This window comes from Dickeya lacustris (assembly GCF_029635795.1).
GTDB lineage: Bacteria > Pseudomonadota > Gammaproteobacteria > Enterobacterales > Enterobacteriaceae > Dickeya > Dickeya lacustris.
This window is the reverse complement of record NZ_CP114280.1, coordinates 4,140,520-4,166,949: the sequence shown is the minus strand read 5'-3', so window position 1 is coordinate 4,166,949 and position 26,430 is coordinate 4,140,520. Positions and strand designations below refer to the sequence as shown.

Below are 26,430 nucleotides of genomic sequence, written 5' to 3'. Positions count from 1 at the left end.
GCGGGTGCCGCCCAAACGACATGCTGGGTCAGCCGCCTGCGGCTGACCGGTCATTCACGGCTTATCCGCGCGTCGGGTAGGCCGTTTTACCAGCTCGCCGCCGCAGTTCGGGCATTTCCCGGCTAACCGCTGCGTGGCGCATGACGCGCAAAACGTGCATTCAAACGAGCAAATCCGTGCGTCCTCAGCCATCAACGGCAACGGTTTTTCGCAGCATTCACAATAGGGTTTCATCGCCAACATCGTCTCTCTCCTCCACAGTTATCCGCCACCATCCTGACACCTTTATTCTGGCCCTCATCCTGACACAATATCGCACCAGACCGACAGGCCAAAACAGAACAGCGTCATGCAGGTAAAGGACTGCGCGCGCCGGTTTCAACACACCGACGCCGCACCTGGCGCATCAGGCAATCCCTTCGATTTCCCGGGTGGAGATGCCCATACGCTGCATCCGTGACAGCAATGACCTGCCCCCGGGATTAAATACAAAACTCAGTTAGTAATGTCGGCTCCTTCACTCTCAGAATTACCCTTTCTCCAGCTCGCTGCAAATTCAGACGGCGTCTGATAATTCAGCGTGGAGTGCGGGCGACATTCGTTATAATCCTGACGCCATTCGCTGATGGTTTTCCTGGCATGACTGACGTCGCTGAACCCGTGTTCATTCAGGCATTCATCGCGAAAGCGTCCGTTAAAACTCTCAATAAATCCGTTCTGTGTCGGCTTGCCGGGCTGGATAAGTCGCAACTCCACTCCATGCTCAAAGGCCCACTGTTCGAGCGCGCGGCAGGTAAACTCCGGGCCCTGATCGGTTCTTATCGTAGCCGGATAGCCGCGAAACAGCGCAATGCTGTCCAGAATACGCGTGACCTGCACGCCTGAAATCCCGAAGGCAACAGTGACCGTCAGGCATTCCTTTGTGAAGTCATCGACGCAGGTAAGGCACTTGATCCTGCGACCGGTAGCCAGCGCATCCATGACGAAATCCATCGACCAGGTCATGTTGGGCGCCGCCGGGCGGAGCAGCGGCAGACGTTCTGTTGCAAGCCCTTTACGACGACGTCTGCGTTTAACGACCAGCCCGTTCAGATGATAAAGGCGGTACACGCGCTTGTGATTAACCAGAAGCCCTTCACGGCGCAGTAACTGCCATATGCGGCGGTAGCCAAAACGCCTGCGCTCCAGTGCCAGTTCAGTAATGCGCCCTGATAAATTGGCATCAGCCGCCGGACGCTGAGCGTCATAGCGGCAGGTCGACAGGGACAAACCTGTGAGTCTGCAGGCACGACGTTGCGACAGACCGGTCGCATCACACATCAACACCACGACTTCGCGCTTCTGGTCTGTCGTCAGTACTTTCGCCCAAGAGCCACCTGAAGCGCCTCCTTATCCAGCATGGCCTCGGCGAGCAGCTTCTTGAGTCTGGCGTTCTCTTCCTCAAGTGACTTCAGGCGCTTAACCTCAGGCACCTCCACGCCGCCATACTTCTTACGCCAGGTATAAAACGTGGCGTCGGAAATGGCGTGCTTACGGCAGAGCTCCCGGGCTGAAACGCCGACTTCAGCCTCGCGGAGGATACTGATGATCTGTTCATCGGAAAAACGCTTCTTCATGGGGATGTCCTCATGTGGCTTATGAAGACATTACTAACATCGCGGTGTATTAATCAATGGGGAGCAGGTCAGCAAGGTGGTGCGTTTTAGCCCCAGTCGCGCCTTTAGGAAAGTGAGGAACCAGAGAGTTAGTTTTTGCAGACAGCCCACAAATGCTATGCTCAGCACAACGAAATCCAGTTAGTAAATAGCGGCCCATCGCGTCTGAATCCGCCATCAGAAAATGACAGTCAGGCAATGCGATTTGCACTGTAGGAGTATAAACATGCAAAGATTAACCGATGAAGAGCTGTTAGCGCTGTTAAATGATACAGAGTCTGACCGTGCCGAACGCAAAGAAACGTTTAAAGGCGATGTACCAAAGAAAGCACGCCAGGCTGTCTGCGCCTTTGCCAACGATCTCCCCGGTTATAATCGCCCTGGCGTCCTGTTTATTGGAGCCAGGGACGACGGCAGTCCCAGTCATCTCGACATTACGGATCAACTACTGTTGTCTCTGGCGGATATGAAAACGGACGGGAATATTCTTCCTCTGCCTGTTTTAACCGTGGAGAAGCGCCGTCTTAACGACGCTGACATGGCGGTTGTTACCGTCATTCCATCCGATATGCCCCCCGTAAAATACGAAGGCCGTATCTGGATACGTACCGGCCCCCGGCGCTCAATAGCCAACGTACAGGAAGAAAGGATACTCAGTGAGAAACGCCGTTATAAAAATCTCCCGTTTGATATCTATCCGTTACCAATCGCACGGCTAAATGACCTGTCTCGTATGATGTTTGAAAGCGAATACCTGCCGCAGGCGTTTGCCGACGATGTGCTGGAGGAAAATGGCCGAAGTTATGAAGAGCGTCTGGCATCGTGCCGGATGATAGTCTCCCCTGACGATACAACACCAACCGTGTTAGGCCTGCTGGCGCTTGGCAAGAGCCCGCAAGATTTTCTGCCTGGTGCCTATATTCAGTTTTTACGTCTAGACGGCACAGAACTGGCTGACCCGGTTATCGATGAAGAAGAGATCAGCGGCAGCATCGTCGATATGCTGCGTCGAACAGAAGAAAAGTTAAAAGCACATAATCGCTCGGCTGTGGACATTACCTCTGGCCCAACTCATCTGATTTCATCGCCCTACCCACAGGCCGCGCTCCAGCAAATTCTTTATAATGCTGTGCTACACAGAACGTATGAAAGTACCAATGCACCTATTCGGGTGTATTGGTTTAATGATCGTATCGAAATCAACAGTCCCGGCGGGCCCTACGGTAATGTCACGTCAGAGAATTTTGGTCAACCCGGTGTAACGGACTATAGAAATCCCAATATTGCCGATGTGTTAAAGACATTTGGTTTTATACAAGCTTTCGGCCGTGGTATCGCGACAGCCAGACGGGAAATGGACAGGAATGGTAATCCCCCGCTGGAATTCGAGACTAACCAGACGGCAGTGGTATGCATTTTGCGAGGTAAACAATGAGCACTCCGGTGTTGACATTCTTCAATAACAAAGGCGGCGTCGGCAAAACCTCGTTGATTTATCACCTGGCATGGATGTTTGCCAGCCTGAGGAAAAGAGTGGTAATCGCCGATCTGGATCCTCAGGCCAATCTCACTGCGGCCTTTCTGGATGAAGATGCTATAGAAGACATCTGGAGCGCCCGCCATTCCAGTGCCACCATTTACCAATGCATAAAACCGTTGACGGGAGTTGGCGATATTACTCAGCCACATCTGCAAAACATTACTACCGATCTTTACCTTTTGCCTGGAGATGTCGCGTTATCGGGTTTTGAAGACGCACTCTCATCTGAATGGCCAAACAGCATGGCCGATAACAATTTATACCGGCCAATGCGGATATTGACCGCATTTTGGCAGGTCATGCAAATGGCCGCCGAAAAAGTACAAGCGGATATTATTCTGGTTGATATCGGCCCTAACCTGGGCGCAATTAATCGCTCGGTACTCCTGGCGACGGATTATGTTGCTATCCCACTCGGAGCCGATCTCTTTTCACTGCAAGGCCTGAGCAACTTAGGGCCAACTCTCAGAAGCTGGAAGAATCTTTGGCGCAAGCGTCTGGAGAACTGGAAAGACAGTCCTGAGTCAGCCAATTATCCTGATTTCAGTCTGCCTACAGGGCAAATGCAGGCCATTGGCTACCTGTGTCAACAGCATGGTGTACGCCTGGATCGCCCGGTAAAAGCGTATGATAAGTGGGTACAACGGATACCGTCGGTATATCGTGCGGCAGTCCTCAATGAGAACCCTGTTCAGGGGATGAAACAAGAATCCGATCCTTACTGTCTGGCAACCATCAAACATTACCGTAGTCTGATCCCGATGGCACAGGAATACCGCAAACCCATTTTCAATCTGACATCCGCCGACGGCGCTATCGGCAGTCATGCCAATGCCGTCAGCGATGCAAGAAAAGATTTCCGACAATTAGCCATTAAAATCGCAGCCCAGATAGGTATGACGATATAAAGGCTGATAACGACGAATGACGCATAAACCGGGTGACGCCAACCCCGGTTTATACATCAGGCAATCCCTTCGATTTCCCGGGTGGAGATGCCCATACGCTGCATCCGTGACAGCAAGGTGGTGCGTTTTAGCCCCAGTCGCGCCGCCGCCCCTTTCGGGCCCGCCACGATGCCGTTGGTTTCACGCAGTACCCGAATAATGCGATCTCGCTCCGACTCGCCCTGGCCCGCCGATGGCTGAAGCTCATCCTGCCCGGCCGCCTGCGCTGGTGGGGCTGCATAGGCTGGCGGAGCAGAATATGCTGGTGGAGCAGAATGTGCTGACGGGGCCGAATGTACGGGCGGAGCAGAATGCGCTGCAAGCGGATGAGCCGTTATGTGATGCGAGGCCGGTTTCGGCACATCCAGCGGCGACAAATGGTGCTGCAACTCATCCATATGCAGATTAAGCGTGGTGCCGCGCGTCAGGATCACCGCACGCTCCACCACATTTTCCAGTTCGCGCACATTGCCGGGCCACGGCAGGCGGCTTAACTGGCGCAGCATGTCACTGGGAATGCTATCAATGGTACGGTTCATACGCCGGGCTATTTTGCGGGTAAAAAATTTCACCAGCAGCGGAATATCTTCCGGGCGTTCGCGCAATGGCGGGATGACGATAGGAAATACATTCAGGCGGTAGTAGAGATCGCTGCGGTACTCTCTGTCTGCCACCATCTGTTTGAGATCGCGATTGGTGGCGGCAATCAGCCGCACATCCACCGGAATCACTTTGCTGCCGCCCAGCCGTTCAATTTCCCGCTCCTGCAACACCCGTAATAATTTGGGTTGCAGCTCCAGCGGAATATCGCCGACCTCATCGAGAAACAGCGTGCTGTTATCCGCCAGTTCAAAGCGCCCCTGCCGCTGGCTGGTCGCCCCGGTAAAGGCACCTTTCTCATGGCCAAACAGGTCACTTTCCAGCAAACCGGAAGGGATGGCGGCACAGTTCATTTTCACCATGCGCTGTGACTTACGCTGGCTCAGGCTATGAATGGCGCGGGCAATCAACTCTTTCCCGGTGCCGGTTTCACCTAAAATCAGCACCGTGCTATCGCTGGCGGCGACCATTTCCACCTGCTCCAGCACCTGACGAATCGCCGCGCTGCGGCCAATAATCTCGCCAAACTCATCGCCGCTACGCTGGTGAATGTGCTCGGTTAACTGCTCGGTCAGGTAGAAATTTTCATGCACCAGCGAGTCTTTCATGCGGGTGATTTGCTCATACGCCAGTGCGTTATCCAGCGCAATCGCGATACGGGCGGCAATCTGGCGCAGCAGACGCAAGTCAGCCTCACTGACCGCCAGCGCGGTGCGGTGCGCCAGTTCCAGCACCCCCAGCACCCGGTTGCCAAACGCCAGCGGCAACAGACAGGCGTGAGACAACGCGCTATCAAAAAACAGTCCGAGCGGCCTTGGCTGGCTGCTGTTGTGAGGCTCATCGCAGCTTATCAACTGGTATTGGTTGTGCGCCATCACCTCATCGGCCAGCATTCCGGCGCGATCCACCTCGCCCTGCACCGTTTTCGGCGCACCGGCATGGGGGGATTGCCCCGGTTGCAGCACCCGGTTATCGGGATAAATCGCCGCGAAATACTTCGCCCGGCTGTCGTTTTCCGCCTCTTTTAATACCAGCGCGATAAAATCGATGCCGAAGAAGCGGTGTATTTCACGCGACACCTCCAGCGCCAGCGCTTTGAGCTCCAGCTTGGAAATCACCGTATTGGTGACATCCACCAGAATGCGCAGATGATCGCGCTCATGACGCAATAGCGCCTCTTCGCGCCGCACCTGTTCGCGCTCATGGATGTTTTCCACCGCCAGCGCCACCACGCCAGCGACCGCCTGGAAAAACGCCAGTTCGCTGTCGGTAAACTGGCTGCCGTCAGTCTTGATAAACTCCACGCCACCCAGCCCCCGGTGGCTGCCTCGCAACGGGCATTGATAGTAATCACTCAAACCGCAATAGGCGGGTTGGTCAATCAGTTGGGGGAAATCGCGCTGAAAATGCAGACGATCGCAGTGCAACGGCGTCTGGCTGCCCCACACTATCGCACCGGGGCCGCTGGCCATTAACAGCGCATCATCGCTGTGCTGCGTCTGACCCGTGGCGCGGTCATGACGATAAAACGCCATCTGATTGTGCAGCGGGTCAAGCAGCAGCAAATTTACGCGGCCAAAACGCACCACGGAAAACGACATGCTATCAAGCGCTTGCAGCAAATCAGGCAGGCTACGCTGTTGCAGCAGCGTCTGAGACACTTTCAGCAAGGCATCCTGCCACAGAATGGACAGTCGGGACGGGGAATCTGTCAGTCGTGTCGCCATAACCACCGTAATCTAATCTCCATAGATATGCTGGGGAAATAGTGTAAAAGCTTCACCAACGAAATGACATGCCACCTCACCAATAGCTTGATCTGAATCGTGCTAAATCCGCTAACCGCTCACCGGACAAGCATTCGAACGACATGGGCGAATTATAATAAGAACCATTTACCTGTTTGTATAACTTTCAGCCAGCGTCACGCGCTCCGCGAGCGCCACATATTCTGGCGCAATGATAAGCGCCATGACGGCTTCCCCTCACCTTTGCACTTTATATAAACACCGCATAAACATTTTAATTACATTGAACGCCGTAAAATAACACGCCATTTTCAATTATTCGATATTAAAGCAGGTCATTAAAATACTTGTCATTTTTAATTCGTCACGGCCAATGCCGTCATCAACGGGCGATATAAATATTTTCTAAAAAAAGAATGATTACTATTTATTAATCACCTGCGTCATTAGCAAATAATAGTGTGTTTAACGCGGATAAATAATTTAGCGGTCATTATTGAATTTATTACTGACTCGATGCGAGATATAAGAAAATATTATGGTTAATACAAAAACCGCCCTCCCGACGAACACAGTAAAAAATAACGCATTGAAATATAAAAAATTAAACAATAGCGGGAATGATGAGCAGGCAGGGGGTTCACCGATAAAAGGCATGGGAATAGCCCTGTTTTATGCCTGTTAAGTGATGAAATTCATTTTATAAGCAGAAAAAAAGGGCAAAAATCCGATTTCGTTGTACTATTCCGCCCGGCAGACACAACACCCCACAAACATCCCAGGGTATAGGGCTGCGCCAGCGCAGGCCGTTACACCACAATAAGACTTGTGTGTTGTCTGAAATACATACATCAACATGAGGTTTATATGCAAAGGCAGAAGTTATTAATACAGATAATGCTGGCGATAGTGCTCGGTATTTTGATCGGCTGGGCGTGCCACCAGTATCTTGATGCGTCCCGCGCCAAGGAAGTCGCCTCCTATTTTAATATGGTGACGGATATTTTCCTTCGTCTTATCAAGATGATTATCGCCCCGCTGGTGTTTGCCACACTGGTTTCCGGTCTGGCGAGCATGGGCAACTCCTCTGCGGTAGGTCGCGTTGGCCTGAAAGCGATGACCTGGTTTATCACCGCATCCTTTCTGTCACTGCTGATTGGCATGATGCTGGCAAACTTCTTCCAGCCGGGCGTCGGTATGAATCTGGTCGCCGCGACAAACCATGTCACCACCGGCCTGAACACCGATGGGTTTACCCTGAAAAACTTCATCAGCCATATCTTCCCGAAAAGCATCATCGAGGCGATGGCGAACAACGAAATTCTGCAAATTCTGGTGTTCTCGCTGTTCTTTGGCTCGGCGATGGCGTATGTCCGCCAGCACAACAAGCAGGCTAATTTCATTCTCTCCACCATTGAAGAACTGGCCAAAGTGATGTTCCGCGTCACCGATTACGTGATGGCGCTGGCACCGATTGCCGTCTTTGCCGCGATTGGTTCCGCCATTACCACCCAGGGCCTGGGGCTGATTTATGACTTCGGTAAATTAATCGGCGAGTTCTATCTCGGCCTGGCGCTGCTGTGGAGCGTGCTGTTCCTGGTCGGTTACGCCTTCCTTGGCCGCTCGATTAAAGACCTCGCTCGCCTTATCCGCGAACCAACCATGCTGGCTTTCGCCACGGCGAGCAGCGAGTCAGCCTATCCGAAAACCATGGACGCGCTGACCCGCTTTGGCGTACCGAAAAAAATCACCAGTTTCGTGCTGCCGCTCGGGTACTCCTTTAACCTCGACGGCTCCATGATGTACCAGTCATTCGCCATTCTGTTTATCGCTCAGGCTTACAACATTGACCTGAGCCTGACTCAGCAGATCCTGATTCTGCTGACGCTGATGATAACCAGTAAAGGTATGGCTGGCGTGGCGCGCGCCTCGGTGGTGGTGGTGGCGGCAACACTGCCGATGTTTAACCTGCCGGAAGCGGGCATTCTGCTGATTCTCGGTATCGACCAATTCCTCGATATGGGCCGTACCGCCACCAACGTTATCGGCAACAGTATCTCCACAGCGGTTGTCGCCAGCCTGGAAAAAGGCGTGACCGATGATGAGGAAGACGATGACGCCGTGGTGCTTCAGGAAGCCAGGCAAGAGGCGTGATAGCCTGTGCTAGCATCATTCGTGCTATCAAAACAGCGGCTGTGGCCGCTGTTTTTGTTTCCGTTACCGGTGCTCAGGAAACGGTTATCGCCGTCATAAACGCTCCGGCGCACGCGCCTGCATGATGCGCCAAAAGGCTTCGGAAGCCATATTCAGCCGCGCATCGAGCCGATATAAATAGACCTGCATTTTCATCACCGCCCGCTCCAGTTTCAGCACCACCAGTTCACGGCGCGCCAGCTCGTCACGAATCGCGTAATCCGGCAGCCAGGCAATGCCGTGGCCTTGCATCGCCATGCGTTTGAGCAATTCACTCATCGAGGAGACGAAATTGACGCTAAAACGCGTCGGCGGCTGTGTGGCCAGATAGCGGTTAACCTGCCGCCCCATGTAGCTGGTGTCGGTATAATTGAGTAACGGCAGCGAAGACGCTTTCAGGTCAAACAGCGGTTTGCCCGCCGCATCGCAGGCACACACCGGATAGAGCATCGAGTCCATCATCGGCGTGTGGCGAAACGGGTCAGACAGTAGCTCCTCATTATGAAACGAGAAAATAAAATCACTGCGCCCTTCCTTCAAATTACGGACGGCATCATCGACGTCGATAGACTCAACGGCAAAAATCATCGCTTGCCGGTCAGGAACGTCGGCCAGCCAGTGCGGCATCACAAACACCGATAGCGAGTGGGCTGCGGCAATGGTTATCCGGTTTTTATACTGGCTGCCGCCGTGCAGTTTATGAATCTGGTATTCGAGGTCATCGAGCGTGTTGCGCACATGGGCATGAAAAATTTTGCCGGGCTCCGTGAGCTGCAACGGTTGGGCGGCGCGATCGAATAAGGCGAACCCCACCGCCTCTTCCAGCGCCTGAATCCGGCGGCTAAAGGAGGATTGCGAGATGTTGCGGGTCTCTGCCGCCAGCGTAAAACTGCGATGTGCTTCCAGCGCAATAAAATCATATAACCATTTGGTTTCAATATTATTTAGCATTCACCACCCCTCGATTTCACCACGCATTATACGCATAACTCTGCACTCATAATGCAAAACATACATAGCAGATGGGAATTTCGCAATTCACATTTCCCCGGCTGATTGCGATGATTTTTCCACCCCCCCCTTTTTCTTTTAGTGAGGCAACGTCCATGAACCCTGTGATCGGCATTCTTGGTGGTATGGGCCCCGGAGCCACGGTGGATGCCATGCAAAAGCTCATCCGCCACACGCCCGCCCGTAAAGATCAGGAGCACATTCCGACGATTGCAGTCTCGATTCCCGATATTCCCGATCGCACCGCCTGTTTGCTTCACCACAGCGCCTCGCCGCTCGCAAAAATGATTGAGTATCTGTATGTGCTGGAGAATGCCGGGGCAACCTGCATTATTATGCCCTGCAACACCGCTCACTACTGGTTTGCCGAACTCAAGCGGCACAGCCGGGTGGAGATGCTGAGTATTATTGATGCCGCCTGCCAGCAGGTTCAGGCGCAACGCTTGCAGCATGTGGCGATTCTGGCAACCACCGCAACGGTGCAAGGCGGGATTTATCAGCAGGCGCTGGCCGCGCAACAGGTGCGCTGCACACTGCCCGATGCCGCACAACAAGAGGCGGTGATGGGCAGCATTTATGCTTACAAAGCCGGTGACGAAGCGGCAGCGCGCGCACTGCTGTTACCGGTGGCGGCGGCGCTACAGCAGCGTGGTGTGGAAAAAATCATTCTGGCCTGCACCGAGCTGCCGCTGATTCTGGCACCAGAAGTACAGGCCAGCCCAGGGCACTACCTTGATGCCACCGAAGCGTTAATTCGCCAAACCGTGGACTGGTATTACCGGCATCAACCCTCGTCGCCGCTGGCGGCATGATGTGGCTGCGCCGTCAGCGCTATGGGTATGCTTCCCGGCATGGGTTATGATGCTGCCAGATGACCCAGACAGAAAGCCCGGAAGCAAAACCGCATGAAGACAAAACCCATCACGCTTGATGACGTAGCACAACACGCTGGCGTGTCTTATCAGACGGTATCGCGGGTGCTCAATCAGGCCCCGCATGTCTCCGCGCGCACGCGTGAGAAAGTTGAACAGGCGATGGCGGCACTGCATTACGTGCCCAATCGCGTCGCGCAGCAACTGGCGCGCCGCCACGCCGCCACGATAGGGCTTGCCACCACCGACCTCTCGCTGCACGCCCCCTCGCAGATTGCGGCGGCGATTAAAACCACTGCCAGCGAACACGGCTTTAATGTGGTGATGTCGATGCTACGCCCCACGGCTCAGGGAGCGGCGTCTCAGTCAAATGACGCCCACCTCGCCGACACGCAGCTTGCCGTCAATGAGCTCCTGTCACAACGGGTGGATGGCATCATCATCAACGTGCCGCTGGAGCGTGAGGCCGCCGCCCGTATCGCGCAATTGTGTACCACCACCCCGGTGCTGTTTCTCGACACCGACCCTGACGCCGCCTTGCCCAGCGTTATGTTTGATGCCGCACAAGGCACCCGACTGGCCATCGACCATCTGGTGGCGCTGGGGCACCAGCGCATTGCGCTGTTAAATGGCCCGCTCGGTGCCGTTTCTGCTCGTTTACGTTATCACGGCTGGTTACAGGCGCTGGCCGCGCATCAGTTACGCGCCTGCGCCGTCGCCGAAGGCGACTGGAGTGCGCACGCCGGCTACCAACAGGCGCAGCGCTTACTGGCTGGCCCGGAAAAGCCCAGCGCTATCGTAGTGGCTAACGACCAAATGGCGCTCGGCGTACTGCGGGCCATCCATGAACATGGCCTGCGCGTTCCCGAGCACCTCTGCGTCATCGGGTTTGACGATACCCAGGACAGCGCCTACTTTCAGCCGCCGCTGACCACCATTCGGCAGGATTTTGCCCATCTTGGCCGCGAAAGCGTCGAGCGGCTGGTCAAACACCTGCAACGCCCGCAAACGCTGACGCCCTTAACACTGGCAACCTCGCTGGTGGCACGCCAGACCACCGCCCCGTGGCAAGCGGTGTCGCCATCGCCAGGCGAGGTGGCGCAACAACTGATGGCGCTGGCGCGCCAGTTACAGCGCTAACCCGGCACCGCTATCGCCCAGAGCAACTATAGGGGCTGATTTTGTGATCCGCCCCGCTTTCCGCCGCGCCATTCCTTTACTCCATTGCGCTAACCGACGATCCTCAACCGCAATTGTGAGCGGATAACAATTTTTCATTTTCTCTGTTTCGTTATCCGCAGAGACAACCCATACTATTGCCATCTCCCGTGAATCTCATTCTTGTGTCGATCGCGCGGCTCCGGCTCCGTTAACAAAGGAACGAACATTTTATGTCCAGCACCAGCACACATCTTCCCGTATCCGGCCTCTCGTTGGCCGCCATACTCGCCCGGCGAGACTGGGAAAACCCGGCCTGCCCGCATATCCGCCGTCTGGAGGCCCACCCGCCGTTCTCAAGCTGGCGTAATCTGGCAGACGCAAGGGATGACCGCCCCTCCGAGCGCCGTGTGTCTCTTAATGGCGAATGGGCATTCAGCTACTTCAGCCAACCGCAGGCGGTGCCGGAAAGCTGGCTGGCACAGGATTTACCCCATGCCGATCGCATCACGGTGCCCTCCAACTGGCAGTTGGCAGGCTATGACGCACCGATTTACACCAACATCAAATACCCGATCCCGGTTAACCCGCCTTTCGTGCCTGATGACAACCCCACCGGCTGTTACTCGCTCACATTCTCACTCCCCGACAACTGGCAACACAGCGGGCAAACCCGCATTGTGTTTGATGGCGTCAACTCGGCTTTTCATCTGTGGTGTAACGGGCAATGGGTCGGTTATTCACAAGACAGCCGCCTGCCCGCCGAATTTGACCTGAGCCCTTGCCTGCAGGCGGGGGAAAACCGGCTGGCAGTGCTGGTGTTGCGCTGGTCTGACGGCACCTATCTGGAAGACCAGGATATGTGGCGCATGAGCGGCATCTACCGCGACGTTTACCTGCTGCACAAACCGCTCATCCACCTCAGCGATGTGCAGATAACCACGCCACTGCGCCATGACTACAGCCAGGGCACGCTGTGCGTCAGCGCCCGGGCTACATTACCGACAACATTACCGGCCACATCCACCGCCGACGGGCCGCAGCACGCGCCGCGATTACAGGTGCAACTCTGGCGCGCCGGGCAGTGCATCGCTCAGGGCCACGCCCCCTTCGGCACCCCGGCCATTGATGAGCGCGGCGCTTATCATGACCGGGTGACATTGCAACTGGACGTTGCACATCCTGCGCTCTGGAGCGCCGAACAGCCGCATTTGTACCGCGCCGTTGTCGCGCTGGAACAGGCCGATGGCGTATTGATTGAGGCTGAAGCCTATGACGTCGGCTTTCGGGAAGTGGCGATTCGCGACGGGTTACTGCAACTGAATGGCCAACCGCTGCTGATTCGCGGCACTAATCGCCATGAGCACCACCCCACACTCGGTCAGGCCATTGATGAAGCGACGATGGTGCAGGACATCCTGCTGATGAAGCAGCACAATTTCAATGCGGTGCGTTGCTCTCATTACCCGAATCATCCGCTGTGGTATCGCCTGTGCGACCGCTATGGCCTGTACGTGGTGGATGAAGCCAATATTGAAACGCACGGCATGCAACCGATGAGCCGCCTCTCTAACGACCCAGGCTGGCTGCCCGCCTATGCCGAACGCGTCACACGTATGGTGCAACGCGATCGCAACCACCCTTGCATTATTATCTGGTCGCTGGGCAATGAGTCGGGCTATGGGCCGACCCATGCGGCACTATACCAATGGGTCAAACAGCAAGACCCGACCCGGCCAGTGCAATATGAAGGCGGCGGCGCGAATACACCGGCAACTGACATTGTCTGCCCGATGTACGCTCGCGTCGATCAAGACCAGCCGTTCCCGGCGGTGCCGAAGTGGTCTATCAAAAAATGGATTGGACTGCCGGGCGAACAGCGCCCGCTGATCTTGTGTGAATACGCCCATGCCATGGGCAACAGCCTCGGCGGATTTGACCGCTACTGGCAGGCGTTTCGCCAATACCCGCGTCTGCAAGGCGGTTTCGTGTGGGACTGGGTCGATCAGGCGCTGGTTCGTGAGCAAAATGGCAAAACGCACTGGGCCTATGGCGGTGACTTTGGCGATAAGCCAAACGATCGTCAGTTCTGCCTCAATGGTCTGGTGTTCCCCGACCGCACGCCGCACCCGTCGCTGTATGAAGCGCAGCGCGCCCAACAGTTCTTCCAGTTCACCCGGCACGCAAACGCGCCGCTAACCTGCACCATTACCAGCGAATACCTGTTTCGCCACACTGATAATGAAGAGCTGCACTGGCGCATTATGCAAGATGACGTACAACTGGCATCAGGCTGCGTCACGCTGGATATTGCGCCGCAGGGGCAACAGACGCTGGTGTTATTGCCGCACATCCCGGCGGCGCAAAACCATGCCGATATGTGGCTGACGCTCGAGGTGATACAACCTGCTGCCACCGCCTGGTCGAGCGCCGGTCATCGCTGCGCCTGGGATCAATGGCCACTTCCGCAGCCATTAGCCCGGCCAGCTCCGCGCGCGCAGCCTGCCGCGCGCCCGCAACGGATAGACACCGACAGCACTATCGACATTCAGCTCGGCGAACAGCGCTGGTCGTTTGATAAGCAAAGCGGCCTGCTGGCCCAATGGTGGCGTGAGGGTAAACCGCAGTTTGTCACACCGCTGCAAGATAATCTGGCGCGCGCGCCGCTTGATAACGACATCGGCATCAGTGAAGTGGATAATATTGACCCCAATGCCTGGGTGGAGCGCTGGAAACTGGCCGGTTTCTATCGCTACCAGACACAATGCCAGCACATTGATGCCGAAACCCTCAGCGACCGCATCGTTGTCACCACCGAGCACATCGGCCATGACCAGCAACAGGTGCTGTTTATCAGCCGCAAGCGCTGGCAGATAACCGCCGAAGGCATCGTTGACGTCAGTGTCGAGGTCGAACTGTCCAGCACCCTGCCGCCACCGGCACGGGTAGGATTGAGCGTGCAGTTGGCAGACGTCCACCCTGAGGTCAGTTGGCTTGGGCTCGGGCCGCATGAAAACTACCCCGATCGCCGCCTCAGCGCCCTGCATGGCCGCTGGCACCAGCCGCTGGAAGCGATGCACACGCCGTACATTTTCCCCTCAGAAAATGGCCTGCGCTGCCACACCCGGCAGTTGCACTACGGCGACTGGCAGATTAGCGGTGATTTCCACTTCGGCATCGGCCGCTACAGCCGACAGCAACTGATGGATTGCACCCACCAGCATCTGTTACAGCCTGAAGCGGGCACCTGGCTCAATCTCGACGGCTTCCACATGGGCATCGGCGGCGATGACTCCTGGAGCCCAAGCGTTGCGCCAGACTTCCTGCTCACCGCTCCGCATTACCGCTACCAATTACAGTTACAACTGCGCTAAACCCTCTGACCGGCAGCCTCCCGCTGCCGGTTCAGCCACCGGGCCCGGCACAACTGGCTAATTCAAGCGCAAAAATGCGAAAAAAACGCCACATTGCACACTCACTCGCCAAACGCACCAAAAATCTGTTTTTCACCTTTGACATGCCCATCCTCCCCCGCTATTATTCGCCCCGTTCACAAGATTCCTCTGTAGTTCAGTCGGTAGAACGGCGGACTGTTAATCCGTATGTCACTGGTTCGAGTCCAGTCAGAGGAGCCAATTTAAAGAAAGCAGACGTTCACCAACGTCTGCTTTTTTGCTTTTTATCAATCAGTTATCCCCCTCTTCAGGTTCTCCCTCGTTCACCAAAAAACGCTACTGCCCACGACTTTTGTTGGTAGAATTGTTGGTATTTCTGGTTCGATTCTGCTTATACCAACAACTCAAGGGGGCAAATCGTGTCTCTAACTGATTCCAAAGTAAAAAATGCCAAATCTCTTGAGAAGGAATATAAGCTTACTGATGGCTTTGGTATGCACCTGTTAGTGCATCCTAATGGGTCTAAATACTGGCGCTTGTCTTATCGTTTCGAAAAGAAGCAAAAAATACTCGCTTTAGGCGTCTACCCGGCTGTTTCACTGGCAGATGCCAGACAACGGCGAGATGAAGCGAAAAAGCTGTTAGCGGCAGGAATTGATCCGAGCGCTAAAAAGCAGGCTGATAACAAAGCGATTCAGGAAAAACGTAACAATACCCGCGCTTTCAAAACGGTAGCCAGAAACTGGTTTGCCACCAAAACCACATGGTCGGAAGATTATCAGCGTTCTGTCTGGACCCGTATTGAAACCTACCTGTTCCCTGATATTGGCAATAGAGATATTGCTGAACTGGATACGGGCGATCTGCTGGTTCCCATCAAAAAGATAGAAAAGCTGGGCTATCTGGAAATCGCTATGCGGGTGAAGCAATATGCCACTGCTATTATGCGTTATGCCGTCCAGCAAAAGATGATCCGCTTTAACCCTGCCTATGATTTGGAAGGTGCGGTTCAGAAGCCACAGACAGAGCACCGCCCCGCTATCGAGCTGGAAGAGATACCCGCCCTACTGGAACGCATTGAAGGCTATCAGGGACGTAGCAGGCTGACCCTGCTGGCGATAAAACTCACTCTGCTGATATTTATTCGCTCCAGCGAACTCCGCTTTGCCAGATGGTCAGAGATCGATTTTAACAGTGCCTTATGGGTTATCCCTGAACAGCGTGAAGCGATTGCAGGGATCAAACATTCAGGCCGTGGGGCTAAAATGCGCAGAAAGCACTATGTTCCTCTGTGCCGTCAGGCGCTGGACATTCTGAAAGAGCTAAAAAACCTCACCTATGACGTTAACGGTGACGACGGCTTTATCCTGACGGGCTGTTATGATGCGATGAAGCCAATGAGTGAAAACACCATTAACAAGGCGCTGCGTAAAATGGGTTATGACACCAAAACCGATCTGTGCGGTCATGGTTTCCGTACGCTGGCGTGTAGTGCCTTGATTGAATCGGGTATCTGGCCGGAAGATGTGGTTGAGCTTCAAATGAGCCATATGGAAAAGAACAACGTTCGCGCTGCCTATACTCATAAGGCCAAACACCTTGAGCAACGTCGCCTGATGCTGCAATGGTGGGCTGATTTCCTCGATGCTAACAGTAACGGGATGGTTAGGCCGTTTGAGTTTACGCAGGAAGGATAGTTTTTAAGCGACCGATACAGATGGCTTGTTTAACTTAAAACCAGTAAGTTTGATCTAAAAAATCTTTTTTTGCTCTTATTATCATTTTTTCTAATTATCAAGAAACAAGGAGTAGAACATGATAATCCTATTTTGTAACATTGGATGGATGAAAAAATATGATGGAATTGACGGGGACTCTATCGAACGTGGAGGGGCCTACAACAAAACGGCTACAGGCCATGAAGTTTGTAATTTTACGAACTCTGATGGGTATGTATATGGATATGTACAACCAACTGGGCAGATAAAAATAGAAAAATTAGGTGCCAAAAGGAAGGATAAAAAGATTGATGGTATAACTGTTGTTTGGCTTGCCGGTCCCGATTCTGGCGGTACTGCTGTTGTTGGTTGGTATAAGAACGCGACAATATTCCGTGAATCACAAGATCTAACATCTCCCTCACTAACACATAAAAAAAACGGCATAACTACTTTTAGAGTAAAAGCGTTATGGAAGGATGCTTTTTTATTACCCTATGATAATAGAAGCCTAATGATCCCTAGAGCCGTCAAAGGTGGAATTGGACAAAGTAATGTTTGGTATGCCAATACTCCAGAAAGTAATGAACATGTCACTAAAGTAAAAAAACTTATTTCTGAATTTGATATAAATAATCATATACCAGATATAGACCAAGAGGTTATGGGAATCGAAGGCAATCCCAGATTTAGAGCACACATACAAAGAGAAAGAAACTCAAAAATTGTTAAAGAAAAAAAGCGAATTACACTGAAAGAAAAAGGTTGTTTGAAATGTGAAGTATGCAACTTTGATTTTTTTGAATTTTATGGTGAAGATGGATATGATTTTTGCGAAGTACATCACTTGATACCGCTACACAAATCAGACGGGACTACTATTACTAAACTATCTGACCTTGCGATAGTTTGCTCAAATTGCCATAGGATAATACATAGAACAATACCAATGAATTCACTTGATGAGTTATCTAATAAAATTAATCAGCGAAAAATTCAAAATTGAATTTAATATAATACCAAGAATAAGATTATTCGCCTCACTTCGCTTAGCCGCCGGTTCATATAGTTTTGGGATTATGTGAATCTGAAAAGTGGGAGACTTATCTGCCATAAATTTTCTTGTATTACGTTTAGCAATTGACTAGCACCAATCCTAGCCTTACATTGCAGCCGATCAGGTACGAACACCTGAACACCCGTTTCGCCCCTGAAAGGTATTGGCGTACCAAACAGGGGCTAACCACACCGTTATGGAGCTAACGCTATGGCTGTTTATCAGTTTACCCATTCCCCACCTGAAGATCTGCATCTGGATACGGGCTTTTTTACTTCGGGCCAGTCTGTTCTGGAGGTGTGTTATGTTCGATAACACGCCGCTGGAACTGGAAGAAATTATCGATCAGTGTCGGGCATTGATTTACGCTGTTGTTGAAATTGATAATCCCCAAGTCAAAGAGATCCTGAGTTTTGTGCTGTGGGAGCGCCTTGATTTCCTGTATCGGACATTTCATTCCGACAGCACTGACGACACAGAGGGCGAATTTCAGGCATAACCGATAGGAAAAAAGTCAGATTGGCCTTGCGGTGGATCTGACTTTTAAACGATGTTATGGATAATACAGAGTGAAAACAAATGCTCTGTCAGTTTGATGAACAGAATACAGGCTCATTCCAGTTTGACGCATAACCGCCGCCGCACCCTTCACCTAATGTACGCCATGAACTCCAGTCGCCATTATGTTCAACACGTCCCACTTCGAGAGGCCATTGCCCACCACAATAATTTGCACAAACCTTAATCGAATTACCGTCAGCCGCTTTCCAGAGACCATTAACACAGGAAAGAATCGCGCCATTTGCTGCTCTTCCCTGCAAGCCATTCGGTGAACATCCCCAACCAACATTGGCTACGCCATTAATCTGTAAGAACTCTCCTGTTGTTAATCGTTGGCTAGCAGTAATTTGAGAATACGAGTTAATATTTCCATTTGCATTAATATTTCCATCTAACTGGGCATTTCCAGAACCATAGATATTACCATCTTTATTCATATAGGCTTTTGTTGAGGATTCATTTCCGGTATAAATACTGTTTTTGGCATAGACGCTATCTCCCGTACTGATACTTCCATTTGCTGTTATAGTTTGGCCTGAAAAAATATTTCCTGATGCATAAATATAACCATCTTTGTTAATCATTGTAGCAAACTGAGCATCAGTTCCTGTTGTTCCCGGCTTCAGGGTTGCAATGGTTCCTCCAGCTATGATGTCCCATGTTCTTAAACCTCCCCCCCATCCAGCCGGATGATCACCGGGAGACAAACCATTAGTTGCCATATTACCATTTGCAATCACACTCTGGCCTGAATAGACATTGCCTGAAGCAGTAATATCACCACCAACACTTGCATTACTACCCACGGTAAGTGTTGTTCCCACCTGTGTTTCGCCGGTTGATTTCAATGTCCCTGACATCGTTGTCCCGGCTGCTGTGATGTTTTGAGCGTTGTATATGTTCTGACCACCCATATTCAGATCGCCCGTCATAGGGAGCGTTCCATCACGACGCAGGTAAACAGAATACATTGCAGAATCATATCCCACACGATAAGCCAGAAGCCCCGCAGCGGTGATATTGCTGTAGTCCGTAGAGAGTTCTGACCACTGACCACCATAACCTGATGCAGCGGTAGTTGTTTTTGTCATTCCACTGTCAATGCCAGCCGCCTGCATTGCCTTACCCAATAAGTCATAACGAACCTTGCTGCCATCAGCCCATACGTTCGTCGTCGTGATCAGGCCATTAATGATGTAGTTGGGAACGTTCCCTGAGCGTCTCAAAAAAATTTTATATGAAGACTTTTGCGCATTAATACCAGAAAAAGAGGAAGGTAATAACCCTTCATTAACCAGCGTCTGATAGGTAATTTCACAGACTGAACCCGAACACATTCTTGGTCCCGGATCACTTGACTGGCTGCTACTGGATGTCAGGGTAGAAAGCTTGTCATATCGGATATTGATATAGCTATTTACCGCCTCACCCATTTGCTTTATCTGGTCCCCCACGGCTTTAGCAACAACAGTTTCCTGTTCATTTTTCATATCCTGAAATTTCATAAAAGTCACTGTGGTTCCAACACCCAGCACCAAAATGAGTTCTAACAATGAGAACCCTTTCTTATTTTGTTTTTTCATTTTCATCGTCCTTTTTATTTCCACGTACTATTCAATTAACAAAAATAAAAAAGAGGTCAATATAAACAATAGGGTTTTAATCAATCAAATTAATAATATCTCTGGTATATTCTCAAATGAGAATATTAATCAATACTTACTTTTTTATTTACGATGAATCATTTTTATATACTATAGAACGAACCTGAGTATAGAATATAATCACCCACATAAATCAGACACATTTAATTCTTTCAAAAAACACCTTAATCATTAGAAATAGCACTTCAGGATCTTTTATTGCTGATTGAGTAATGCCGTGGATAAAAACATCATTAATATAATTCAAAATCGGCGCATCAAATTTATGTTCTCCGTTTTTTACAATGATTTCATTTATTCGCTTATATGAATCCAAGTCAAACACTACATTGCTTTTAATTTTTTCAACATTTTCTTTAATAACATATAAATAAACCCGAATAACCCAAGCATCTTCGTCCTGTATCAATCTAAAGAAAGGTTGTTCAAAAATGATTATATTTTCTGTTTGGCCTTTATTTTCTCTTATTGTATATAGCATTACACCTCCATTTAAAAATAATGTTCTTGTCGGAGAGCATGGTGGTCAAAATATGTCCACCCCGCCAGTATTACGAACATTGTACTTATAACTATAGCATCGCAATTCAAATACAAAATAATACGAGGTCTATGATACCGCCCGTTTCGGTTTATTTTTATTATATAAATTATATTTTATCAAATTCAAATTTTTAATCACTAAATAACACATCCTCTCGTTTTATTTTTCAGATATATGTATACTAAAAATGATTCTCAACCATCAGGATAACTAACAATGAGTGAAGCCCTAAAAATATTAAATAACATTCGCACTCTTCGCGCTCAGGCCCGTGAAACCGATTTGGCAACACTGGAAGAAATGCTGGAAAAGCTGACCGCCATTGTTGAAGACCGGCGTGAAGAAGAATCCAGCGCACAACAACAAAACGCAGAGCGTCAGGCTAAAATCGAAGCCTTACGCGCCAGACTGCTGGAAGATGGTATTGATCCGTCTGAACTGCTCGACGCAGGTGTTACCAGCAAAACAGCAAAAGCCAAACGCACTCCCCGTCCAGCTAAATACAAATATACCGACGAAAACGGCAACGAACAGACGTGGACAGGTCAGGGACGGACACCTAAAGCTATCGCCGCAGCGCTGGAAAGTGGTAAAACGCTGGAAGACTTTGCTATCTAATCAATGACTCCCTGTTGCATTGATGCAATGGGGAGTCACTTTATCGGACAGGCTGTTCTGTGCCAAATGCGAACTTTGCTTGCTTTACAATGTATTCATTATTGAGAAGCAGGCCACTTTACTGAACCTAACCTTAGGGAAACATCATTTTAACCAACTGAATTTCTTAGTTTTATTTTTCCGATAGACTTGTTGTAGAGCATTGATTTTAGTCAGGTTAAGTAGGAAAATGGAGAAAGTTAAAGAATTCTTCAGGGATTAGAACAGATGAGCATGTTAGAGTGGAAAAGAAAAAATGGCACAGATAGCTTAGTTCTTTTTATACATGGACTTAAAGGTGGAAGCGATACGTGGTCATTTAATAAATCTATTTCGTTTCCTATTTTGCTCTGCGGTGATATCGAGTTGGAAAATTACGATATTGCTTGTTTTGAATACTTCACTAATTTTACCAATTTATTCGGTAATAAAACAGGAATGTTACGAAGATTTTTCAATAATACTAAGAAGAGAGAAATTAACCTTCCTGTAAGTGAAATATCTCAACTTTTAGTTACAGAGATAGACTTACATTTAGGTCAGTACAATAACATCATAATTATAGCGCATAGTATGGGAGGGTTGATTGCAAAGTCTTGTATCCTCAAACTAATCAACTACGAGCGTTCAAGAAACATTAAGGGGTTCATTTCTTTAGCTGTTCCTCATTCTGGCTCGACTATTGCAAATATCATGTCATCTTTAGTTACTAAGAATATTCAAATTTCAGACTTAAGTGTCTTTAGCAATGAGACAGATGCTTTAAATCGCGATTGGCTTAATGCTAATAATCTGCCTAAGGCAAAATTTGTTTATGGCACTAACGATAATATAGTTAAGAAACAAAGTGCATTGCCATTGCATATTCAAGAAAAAGACTACATTGCAGTGAATGAAGATCATCAATCAATTTGCAAACCAGAAAGCATTGAAAACAATGTATATGCTGTGGTTAAAAAATTCATAATTGAGATTTCCAACGAAGAGTCTGATCTACTTACACAGGCAGAGTTTATTGACGAAAACCAATATGACAATGAGTTTTTTGTTTTAAAGTTAATGCTTGCCGATGTGCATAATGATTTTACTAATCACGCCAAAGAATATTATTATAATGCTGAATTGGCACGTAATTTATTTACAAGTGATTATGACAGAAATCTATTGGGTAAAATTTACAGACAAATTAAAAGTCTCTATCAAACACAATACCAATTAGCATTATCCAATCGATTGTCCTCCGATCAGTTAGTTGCATCAATACATAGTAAAATTGATCAAGAAGATAAAAAAGAACTATCAACTGTTTTATCTAATTTAGATAGTTTGCACAAGAAAGGAATGCTTCATCAGTTAGCTAATAAATTGAATAGAGATGTTATTTGGTCAGCGGATACAACAGTGGAATCTCTGAGTATTCTTAAGGGTAAGAAATGAATGCATTACCATATATTCCCTTGGATGAAGAGCTATCCTTAAATTTGGCTATTTTCTCAAAGATCTTACATTTACTAGGGAAGAACAAACTTGGTAAACCAACTTTGGATATAGACAAAGCCAAGATTTTTATGTATCTAATAAAAAACCCATCAAAGATAGAGAGGGTCATGATATTAGCGGGTAAAAAAGCGCCTTCAATTGATATAACTCAAATATATACAATAAAAAGCATGTCAATCAATGTTGATATCCTGTTCTCGAAAGAAAAAATTAAAGAAGTATTAATTAATATGTCAGCTCTAGGTTTCTTAACTGTAAAAAAGATTGAAGATGTTACCTTTTTGGAATTATCAGAGTCTGGATTGAGTTTTGCAGAGTCGTTAGTAGGTGGATATTATGATCAGATACATTTATATATTGATGGAGTTTCCTCTTTAAAATCATTAAGCGCTAGTAAACTTTATAAAATTCTAAATAATGTTTTCACGGAGGCAGAATGACATCTTATCTACGGATTGATAGATTAATCTTGGTGGGAAGCCGGAAAAATTATTCCGTGAGTTTTGAAGATGGGTTGAACGTCATTCATGGAGATTCTGATACAGGAAAATCCAGTATTTTGGAATTTGTAAATTATTTGCTCGGTAGTAGTAACATTGAACTTGCCGATGAGATGCTAACTTCTCTTGAATATGCAGCCTTAGAGCTAACAATTAATGATGAAGCTTGCACAATAGTGCGGAATATATTCAATCCTAATGAGTTAATTGACACTTATAATTGTCATTTTCATGATATATCAAATCATGTACCGAAAAAATTCGCACCAAAATTTAATTCAAAACCCGGCCCGGATGGTTTCTTTTCAGATTACTTAATGGATTTATTAAACTTCCCAAAACTCAAACTTAAAGTATCACCTACACAAGATAGTTCAAAATTCAGGCGGTTAAGTTTTAGGGATTTAATGAGATTCTGTTATGTAGATCAAGACGACATGGGTAGTAAATCTCTACTGCATTTAACCGAATGGACAAGATATGCTCATGTTAAGGAAGTATTTAAATATATATTTAATGTCTTTGATGCTGATATTTCTGATTTAGAATCTCAAATATCCGATAAGAATACTCAGCTAAATAAGTTATCAAAAAAATATGAAAATGTGTCTGATTTTTTACGTGAAACTGGTTATGAGTCAGTTTCATCAATTGATGATGAAATAAATTCTTGTGATATTTCACTTGAAGAAATTACTGAGGCTATTAATGCTCTTAATCAGAACATGACTTCGAATTCTGAAACATACAAGGAACTTAAAGCATTTCATACTGAGTTTAATCTTAAACTTAAATTAACCATTAAAAAATTATCTGAACTATCAACCAAGCAAGAACAGTATATTCGTCTAAAAAACGATTATAAAAATGACATATCCAAAATACAAGCGATACACTTGGCCAATTCAAAGATTGGAAAGATTAATGAATTGAAATGTAATTGCCCTATTTGTGATAATGTTATTAATATTAAAGATGTAGATAGCTTGAACAGATCAAAACCCGAAAAACTTGATGAAGAATTAAGCTCTCTAATTCGAAGAGTTAAATCAATTGAAGAACTGATATTTTCTCTTGCCAATGAGCAAGTTGTGCTGAATAAGGTCAGAGTTTCTCTTGAAGAAGATTTGAATAAATCGGCATCTATGATTGATACTGAAACAAAGGATATGATAACTCCATTCTTAACTCAGCGAGATGCATTCTTAAAAGAAGCAAATGACCTGAAGAATAGAAGAGCTAATTTAGTATCGAGTTTAAGAATAAGAAATCATCAAGAAGAAATTCTTAATGCACAGAGCAGGCTGAAAGATAATCTGATAAAACTGCAAGATGAACTGGAAAGAATGCGTAGTGAAGCACCTGACATTACTGGGGTTTTATCTAATTTAGGGGATAATCTCAGTGAGTTCCTTGAGCATGTTAATATTAAAAATAGGACTGGCATCTCCATACATTCAACTACATATTCTGCAGTTGTAAGAGGTAGGGATTATTTCAAAATCACCTCTGGAGGTCTTAGGACATTGATTACAATTGGATATATGACATCCATACTTAAATACTCTATATTCAATAATATCAATCACCCTAAGTTTTTGTTATTAGATACTGTGGGTAAATATTTGGGGAAGAATACGAAGCAACAGTATCTTTCTGGTACTGACGCGAAAGAAGATGTAATAGAAGGAACATCTGATCCTAAGAAATATGAATTGGTCTTCAGTGCCTTAATCGAACTTTGTAACCTAGCCGAAAATAAAAAAATTCCGTGCCAAATAATCGTAGTTGATAATGACGTGCCTACGGTGTTAGCTGATTGGCTCAAAGAAAGAACTGTTGCTCAGTACAGTTCGACCGGAGAAAATGGTTTACTTAAAGGATTAATAGATGATATCTAAATGTGCCCCAATTAAGGGACATAATTAATACGAATTATCAATGTATTGCTCAGATTGGGCTGTTTGTGGTCATCCCTCCCAAAAATCGATGACGGTGTAAGTGTCCAGACAAAACACATTATTCACTTTAGAAATTATTCGGCATCACTTTATGTGAAAAACGTCTGCTGCTCGCTCAGAGTAGACAGCCATATTCTGCCACGCCTAATACCCTAGATAAGCTACCGCGCCCTCTAGGGCTTGCTCAACAGCTCACCGACCTAAAAGCAAGTTTTAGGCCGGTTCACCGTTCGGACGTGAAAAAAATAATTAACATTTGGATTTATTTATAACATTTTCGATATAGACTTGACCTTGTGCTCTGTAAACCTGAACATCACGCTCAGATAGATTAGATATGTTAAGCAGAACCCCAAAGACTAATTCTTTATCTACATAACCAATATCACATCCTAAAACTTTGGCAACCTCTGCACCGAAAATAATTTTCTGGCGGGTGTTTTCTTTTTTTGTCTGCTGTTTCTTTTTGGCTTCCAAGAAATATAAGCGTTCCTGTGCTGAAGCAATTTGTTGTTTTATATCCTTTCTAGTCATTTATGTTCTCCCCAATGTTTTTTCTTGTTGGCATAAGGGACATCTGCATAATCATAACCATTACCAATTTGTTTCTTGATTGACTTAATCTTCAATTTAAATTGTTGCTTTATCTGGCGCTGTTTTGCTTGTTCCCTAATATTGATTACTATCTTTTCTGCTTCTAAATAGGCTTATACTGTATCGGTATAGATACCATCATCTAAAAGTCGCTTGGCTTCCCAATCAATGGCTTCATCATTATTTTTATACATTATACCTCCTTGTTTTTGTTATATATTATCCTTTATCACATTTTTGATAATTATCAATACAGGAAGATGATTTTATTTAACGTCATGCAAGTAGCATCTTTTTAAGAAGAGTCATTTATCTGATATATTTGTTTTTATCAAAAGCAGCACTTTGTGATTGTTTACGACAATCACTATGCTGAAAGTAGGTTAAAAACAAAGTTTACAAACAGGGTATACAAAATCACCTTGTACTTAAAGCTCCGGCCTCTCCGCGTTACTTATTTTTGTTTATTAATGTTTTCCATTCCACCTTTAAATTTTTTACTTTGATTCCTTATCTTAACCTGTGAATTGTGCAACAGGGAAAACTACCGATAAA

The 26,430-nt window shown here is 48.0% G+C and carries 21 protein-coding genes, 1 tRNA gene and 1 pseudogene; 15 read left to right on the top strand and 8 right to left on the bottom strand.

The features are described 5' to 3' along the window. Positions 1-54: 54 nt before the first annotated feature. Positions 55-243, bottom strand: a complete 189-nt coding sequence (locus O1Q98_RS18925; protein ID WP_125259994.1) for a DUF1272 domain-containing protein — start codon at positions 241-243, stop codon at positions 55-57. Between the two features lie 252 nt (positions 244-495). After that, a protein-coding gene (locus O1Q98_RS18920; protein ID WP_278142463.1) for an IS3 family transposase occupies positions 496-1,616 on the bottom strand; the annotation gives its coding sequence in 2 pieces (ribosomal slippage) (positions 496-1,358 and positions 1,358-1,616; 1,122 coding nt in all). A gap of 265 nt (positions 1,617-1,881) precedes the next feature. On the opposite strand from O1Q98_RS18920, the gene O1Q98_RS18915 reads away from it, so the two are divergent. Continuing rightward, positions 1,882-3,090, top strand: coding sequence for an ATP-binding protein (locus O1Q98_RS18915; RefSeq protein ID WP_125259777.1), 1,209 nt, complete (start codon positions 1,882-1,884; stop codon positions 3,088-3,090). Next, the gene (locus tag O1Q98_RS18910) at positions 3,087-4,103 is read left to right on the top strand and encodes a ParA family protein (RefSeq protein ID WP_125259778.1); all 1,017 of its coding nucleotides are present in this window, start codon (positions 3,087-3,089) and stop codon (positions 4,101-4,103) included. The genes O1Q98_RS18915 and O1Q98_RS18910 overlap by 4 nt, the downstream gene beginning before the upstream one ends. 56 nt (positions 4,104-4,159) lie before the next feature. Here the strand turns inward: O1Q98_RS18910 and O1Q98_RS18905 are convergent, their stop codons facing one another. Beyond that, on the bottom strand, positions 4,160-6,469 hold the full coding sequence (locus tag O1Q98_RS18905) for a sigma 54-interacting transcriptional regulator (protein ID WP_125259779.1): 2,310 nt from the start codon (positions 6,467-6,469) through the stop codon (positions 4,160-4,162). A gap of 559 nt (positions 6,470-7,028) precedes the next feature. On the opposite strand from O1Q98_RS18905, the gene O1Q98_RS18900 reads away from it, so the two are divergent. After that, on the top strand, positions 7,029-7,175 hold the full coding sequence (locus O1Q98_RS18900) for a hypothetical protein (RefSeq protein ID WP_269975696.1): 147 nt from the start codon (positions 7,029-7,031) through the stop codon (positions 7,173-7,175). Positions 7,176-7,357: 182 nt separating this feature from the next. Then, positions 7,358-8,644, top strand: a complete 1,287-nt coding sequence (locus O1Q98_RS18895; protein WP_125259780.1) for a dicarboxylate/amino acid:cation symporter — start codon at positions 7,358-7,360, stop codon at positions 8,642-8,644. 93 nt (positions 8,645-8,737) lie between these two features. Here the strand turns inward: O1Q98_RS18895 and hypT are convergent, their stop codons facing one another. Continuing rightward, positions 8,738-9,634 carry a hypochlorite stress DNA-binding transcriptional regulator HypT gene (hypT, locus tag O1Q98_RS18890; RefSeq protein ID WP_125259781.1) on the bottom strand — a complete coding sequence of 299 codons (897 nt, stop codon included), beginning with the start codon at positions 9,632-9,634 and terminating at the stop codon, positions 8,738-8,740. Between the two features lie 155 nt (positions 9,635-9,789). Between hypT and cuyB the strand changes: the two genes are divergently transcribed. The 7 genes from cuyB (at position 9,790) to O1Q98_RS18855 (ending at position 18,393) form a co-directional block, all read left to right on the top strand. Next, a complete protein-coding gene (gene cuyB, locus O1Q98_RS18885) occupies positions 9,790-10,506 on the top strand; it encodes a cysteate racemase (protein WP_125259782.1) in 717 nt (238 codons plus the stop codon). A gap of 93 nt (positions 10,507-10,599) precedes the next feature. Next, complete coding sequence (locus O1Q98_RS18880; protein WP_125259783.1) at positions 10,600-11,706, top strand: LacI family DNA-binding transcriptional regulator; 1,107 nt, start codon at positions 10,600-10,602, stop codon at positions 11,704-11,706. A gap of 251 nt (positions 11,707-11,957) precedes the next feature. Further along, positions 11,958-15,098, top strand: a complete 3,141-nt coding sequence (locus tag O1Q98_RS18875; protein ID WP_125259784.1) for a beta-galactosidase — start codon at positions 11,958-11,960, stop codon at positions 15,096-15,098. A gap of 185 nt (positions 15,099-15,283) precedes the next feature. Then, positions 15,284-15,359 (top strand) — tRNA-Asn (locus O1Q98_RS18870). Positions 15,360-15,538: 179 nt separating this feature from the next. Further along, positions 15,539-16,816, top strand: coding sequence for a tyrosine-type recombinase/integrase (locus O1Q98_RS18865; RefSeq protein ID WP_125259785.1), 1,278 nt, complete (start codon positions 15,539-15,541; stop codon positions 16,814-16,816). A gap of 118 nt (positions 16,817-16,934) precedes the next feature. Beyond that, positions 16,935-17,843, top strand: a complete 909-nt coding sequence (locus tag O1Q98_RS18860; RefSeq protein ID WP_125259786.1) for an HNH endonuclease — start codon at positions 16,935-16,937, stop codon at positions 17,841-17,843. A 355-nt stretch (positions 17,844-18,198) separates the two neighbouring features. After that, positions 18,199-18,393 carry a hypothetical protein gene (locus tag O1Q98_RS18855; RefSeq protein WP_125259787.1) on the top strand — a complete coding sequence of 65 codons (195 nt, stop codon included), beginning with the start codon at positions 18,199-18,201 and terminating at the stop codon, positions 18,391-18,393. Positions 18,394-18,481: 88 nt separating this feature from the next. Here O1Q98_RS18855 and pilV read toward each other — a convergent pair whose 3' ends face one another. Next, on the bottom strand, positions 18,482-20,038 hold the full coding sequence (pilV, locus tag O1Q98_RS18850) for a shufflon system plasmid conjugative transfer pilus tip adhesin PilV (RefSeq protein WP_125259788.1): 1,557 nt from the start codon (positions 20,036-20,038) through the stop codon (positions 18,482-18,484). 214 nt (positions 20,039-20,252) lie between these two features. After that, positions 20,253-20,600 (bottom strand): hypothetical protein, encoded by a 348-nt coding sequence (locus tag O1Q98_RS18845; RefSeq protein ID WP_125259789.1) that lies wholly within the window; start codon positions 20,598-20,600, stop codon positions 20,253-20,255. Between the two features lie 279 nt (positions 20,601-20,879). On the opposite strand from O1Q98_RS18845, the gene O1Q98_RS18840 reads away from it, so the two are divergent. From O1Q98_RS18840 to O1Q98_RS18825, 4 genes are all read left to right on the top strand, one after another. After that, positions 20,880-21,281, top strand: coding sequence for an H-NS family histone-like protein (locus tag O1Q98_RS18840; protein ID WP_125259790.1), 402 nt, complete (start codon positions 20,880-20,882; stop codon positions 21,279-21,281). A 267-nt stretch (positions 21,282-21,548) separates the two neighbouring features. Next, positions 21,549-22,757 carry an ABC-three component system protein gene (locus O1Q98_RS18835; protein ID WP_125259791.1) on the top strand — a complete coding sequence of 403 codons (1,209 nt, stop codon included), beginning with the start codon at positions 21,549-21,551 and terminating at the stop codon, positions 22,755-22,757. Continuing rightward, positions 22,754-23,260 carry an ABC-three component system middle component 4 gene (locus O1Q98_RS18830; protein ID WP_125259792.1) on the top strand — a complete coding sequence of 169 codons (507 nt, stop codon included), beginning with the start codon at positions 22,754-22,756 and terminating at the stop codon, positions 23,258-23,260. The genes O1Q98_RS18835 and O1Q98_RS18830 overlap by 4 nt, the downstream gene beginning before the upstream one ends. Then, positions 23,257-25,221, top strand: a complete 1,965-nt coding sequence (locus O1Q98_RS18825; RefSeq protein WP_125259793.1) for an SMC family protein — start codon at positions 23,257-23,259, stop codon at positions 25,219-25,221. The genes O1Q98_RS18830 and O1Q98_RS18825 overlap by 4 nt, the downstream gene beginning before the upstream one ends. A gap of 309 nt (positions 25,222-25,530) precedes the next feature. Here O1Q98_RS18825 and O1Q98_RS18820 read toward each other — a convergent pair whose 3' ends face one another. Beyond that, positions 25,531-25,815, bottom strand: a complete 285-nt coding sequence (locus tag O1Q98_RS18820) for a conjugal transfer protein TraD (protein ID WP_125259794.1) — start codon at positions 25,813-25,815, stop codon at positions 25,531-25,533. Continuing rightward, positions 25,812-26,069 (bottom strand): annotated as a pseudogene (locus O1Q98_RS18815) (hypothetical protein). The gene O1Q98_RS18820 and the pseudogene O1Q98_RS18815 overlap by 4 nt, the downstream one beginning before the upstream one ends. Positions 26,070-26,430: the final 361 nt, after the last annotated feature.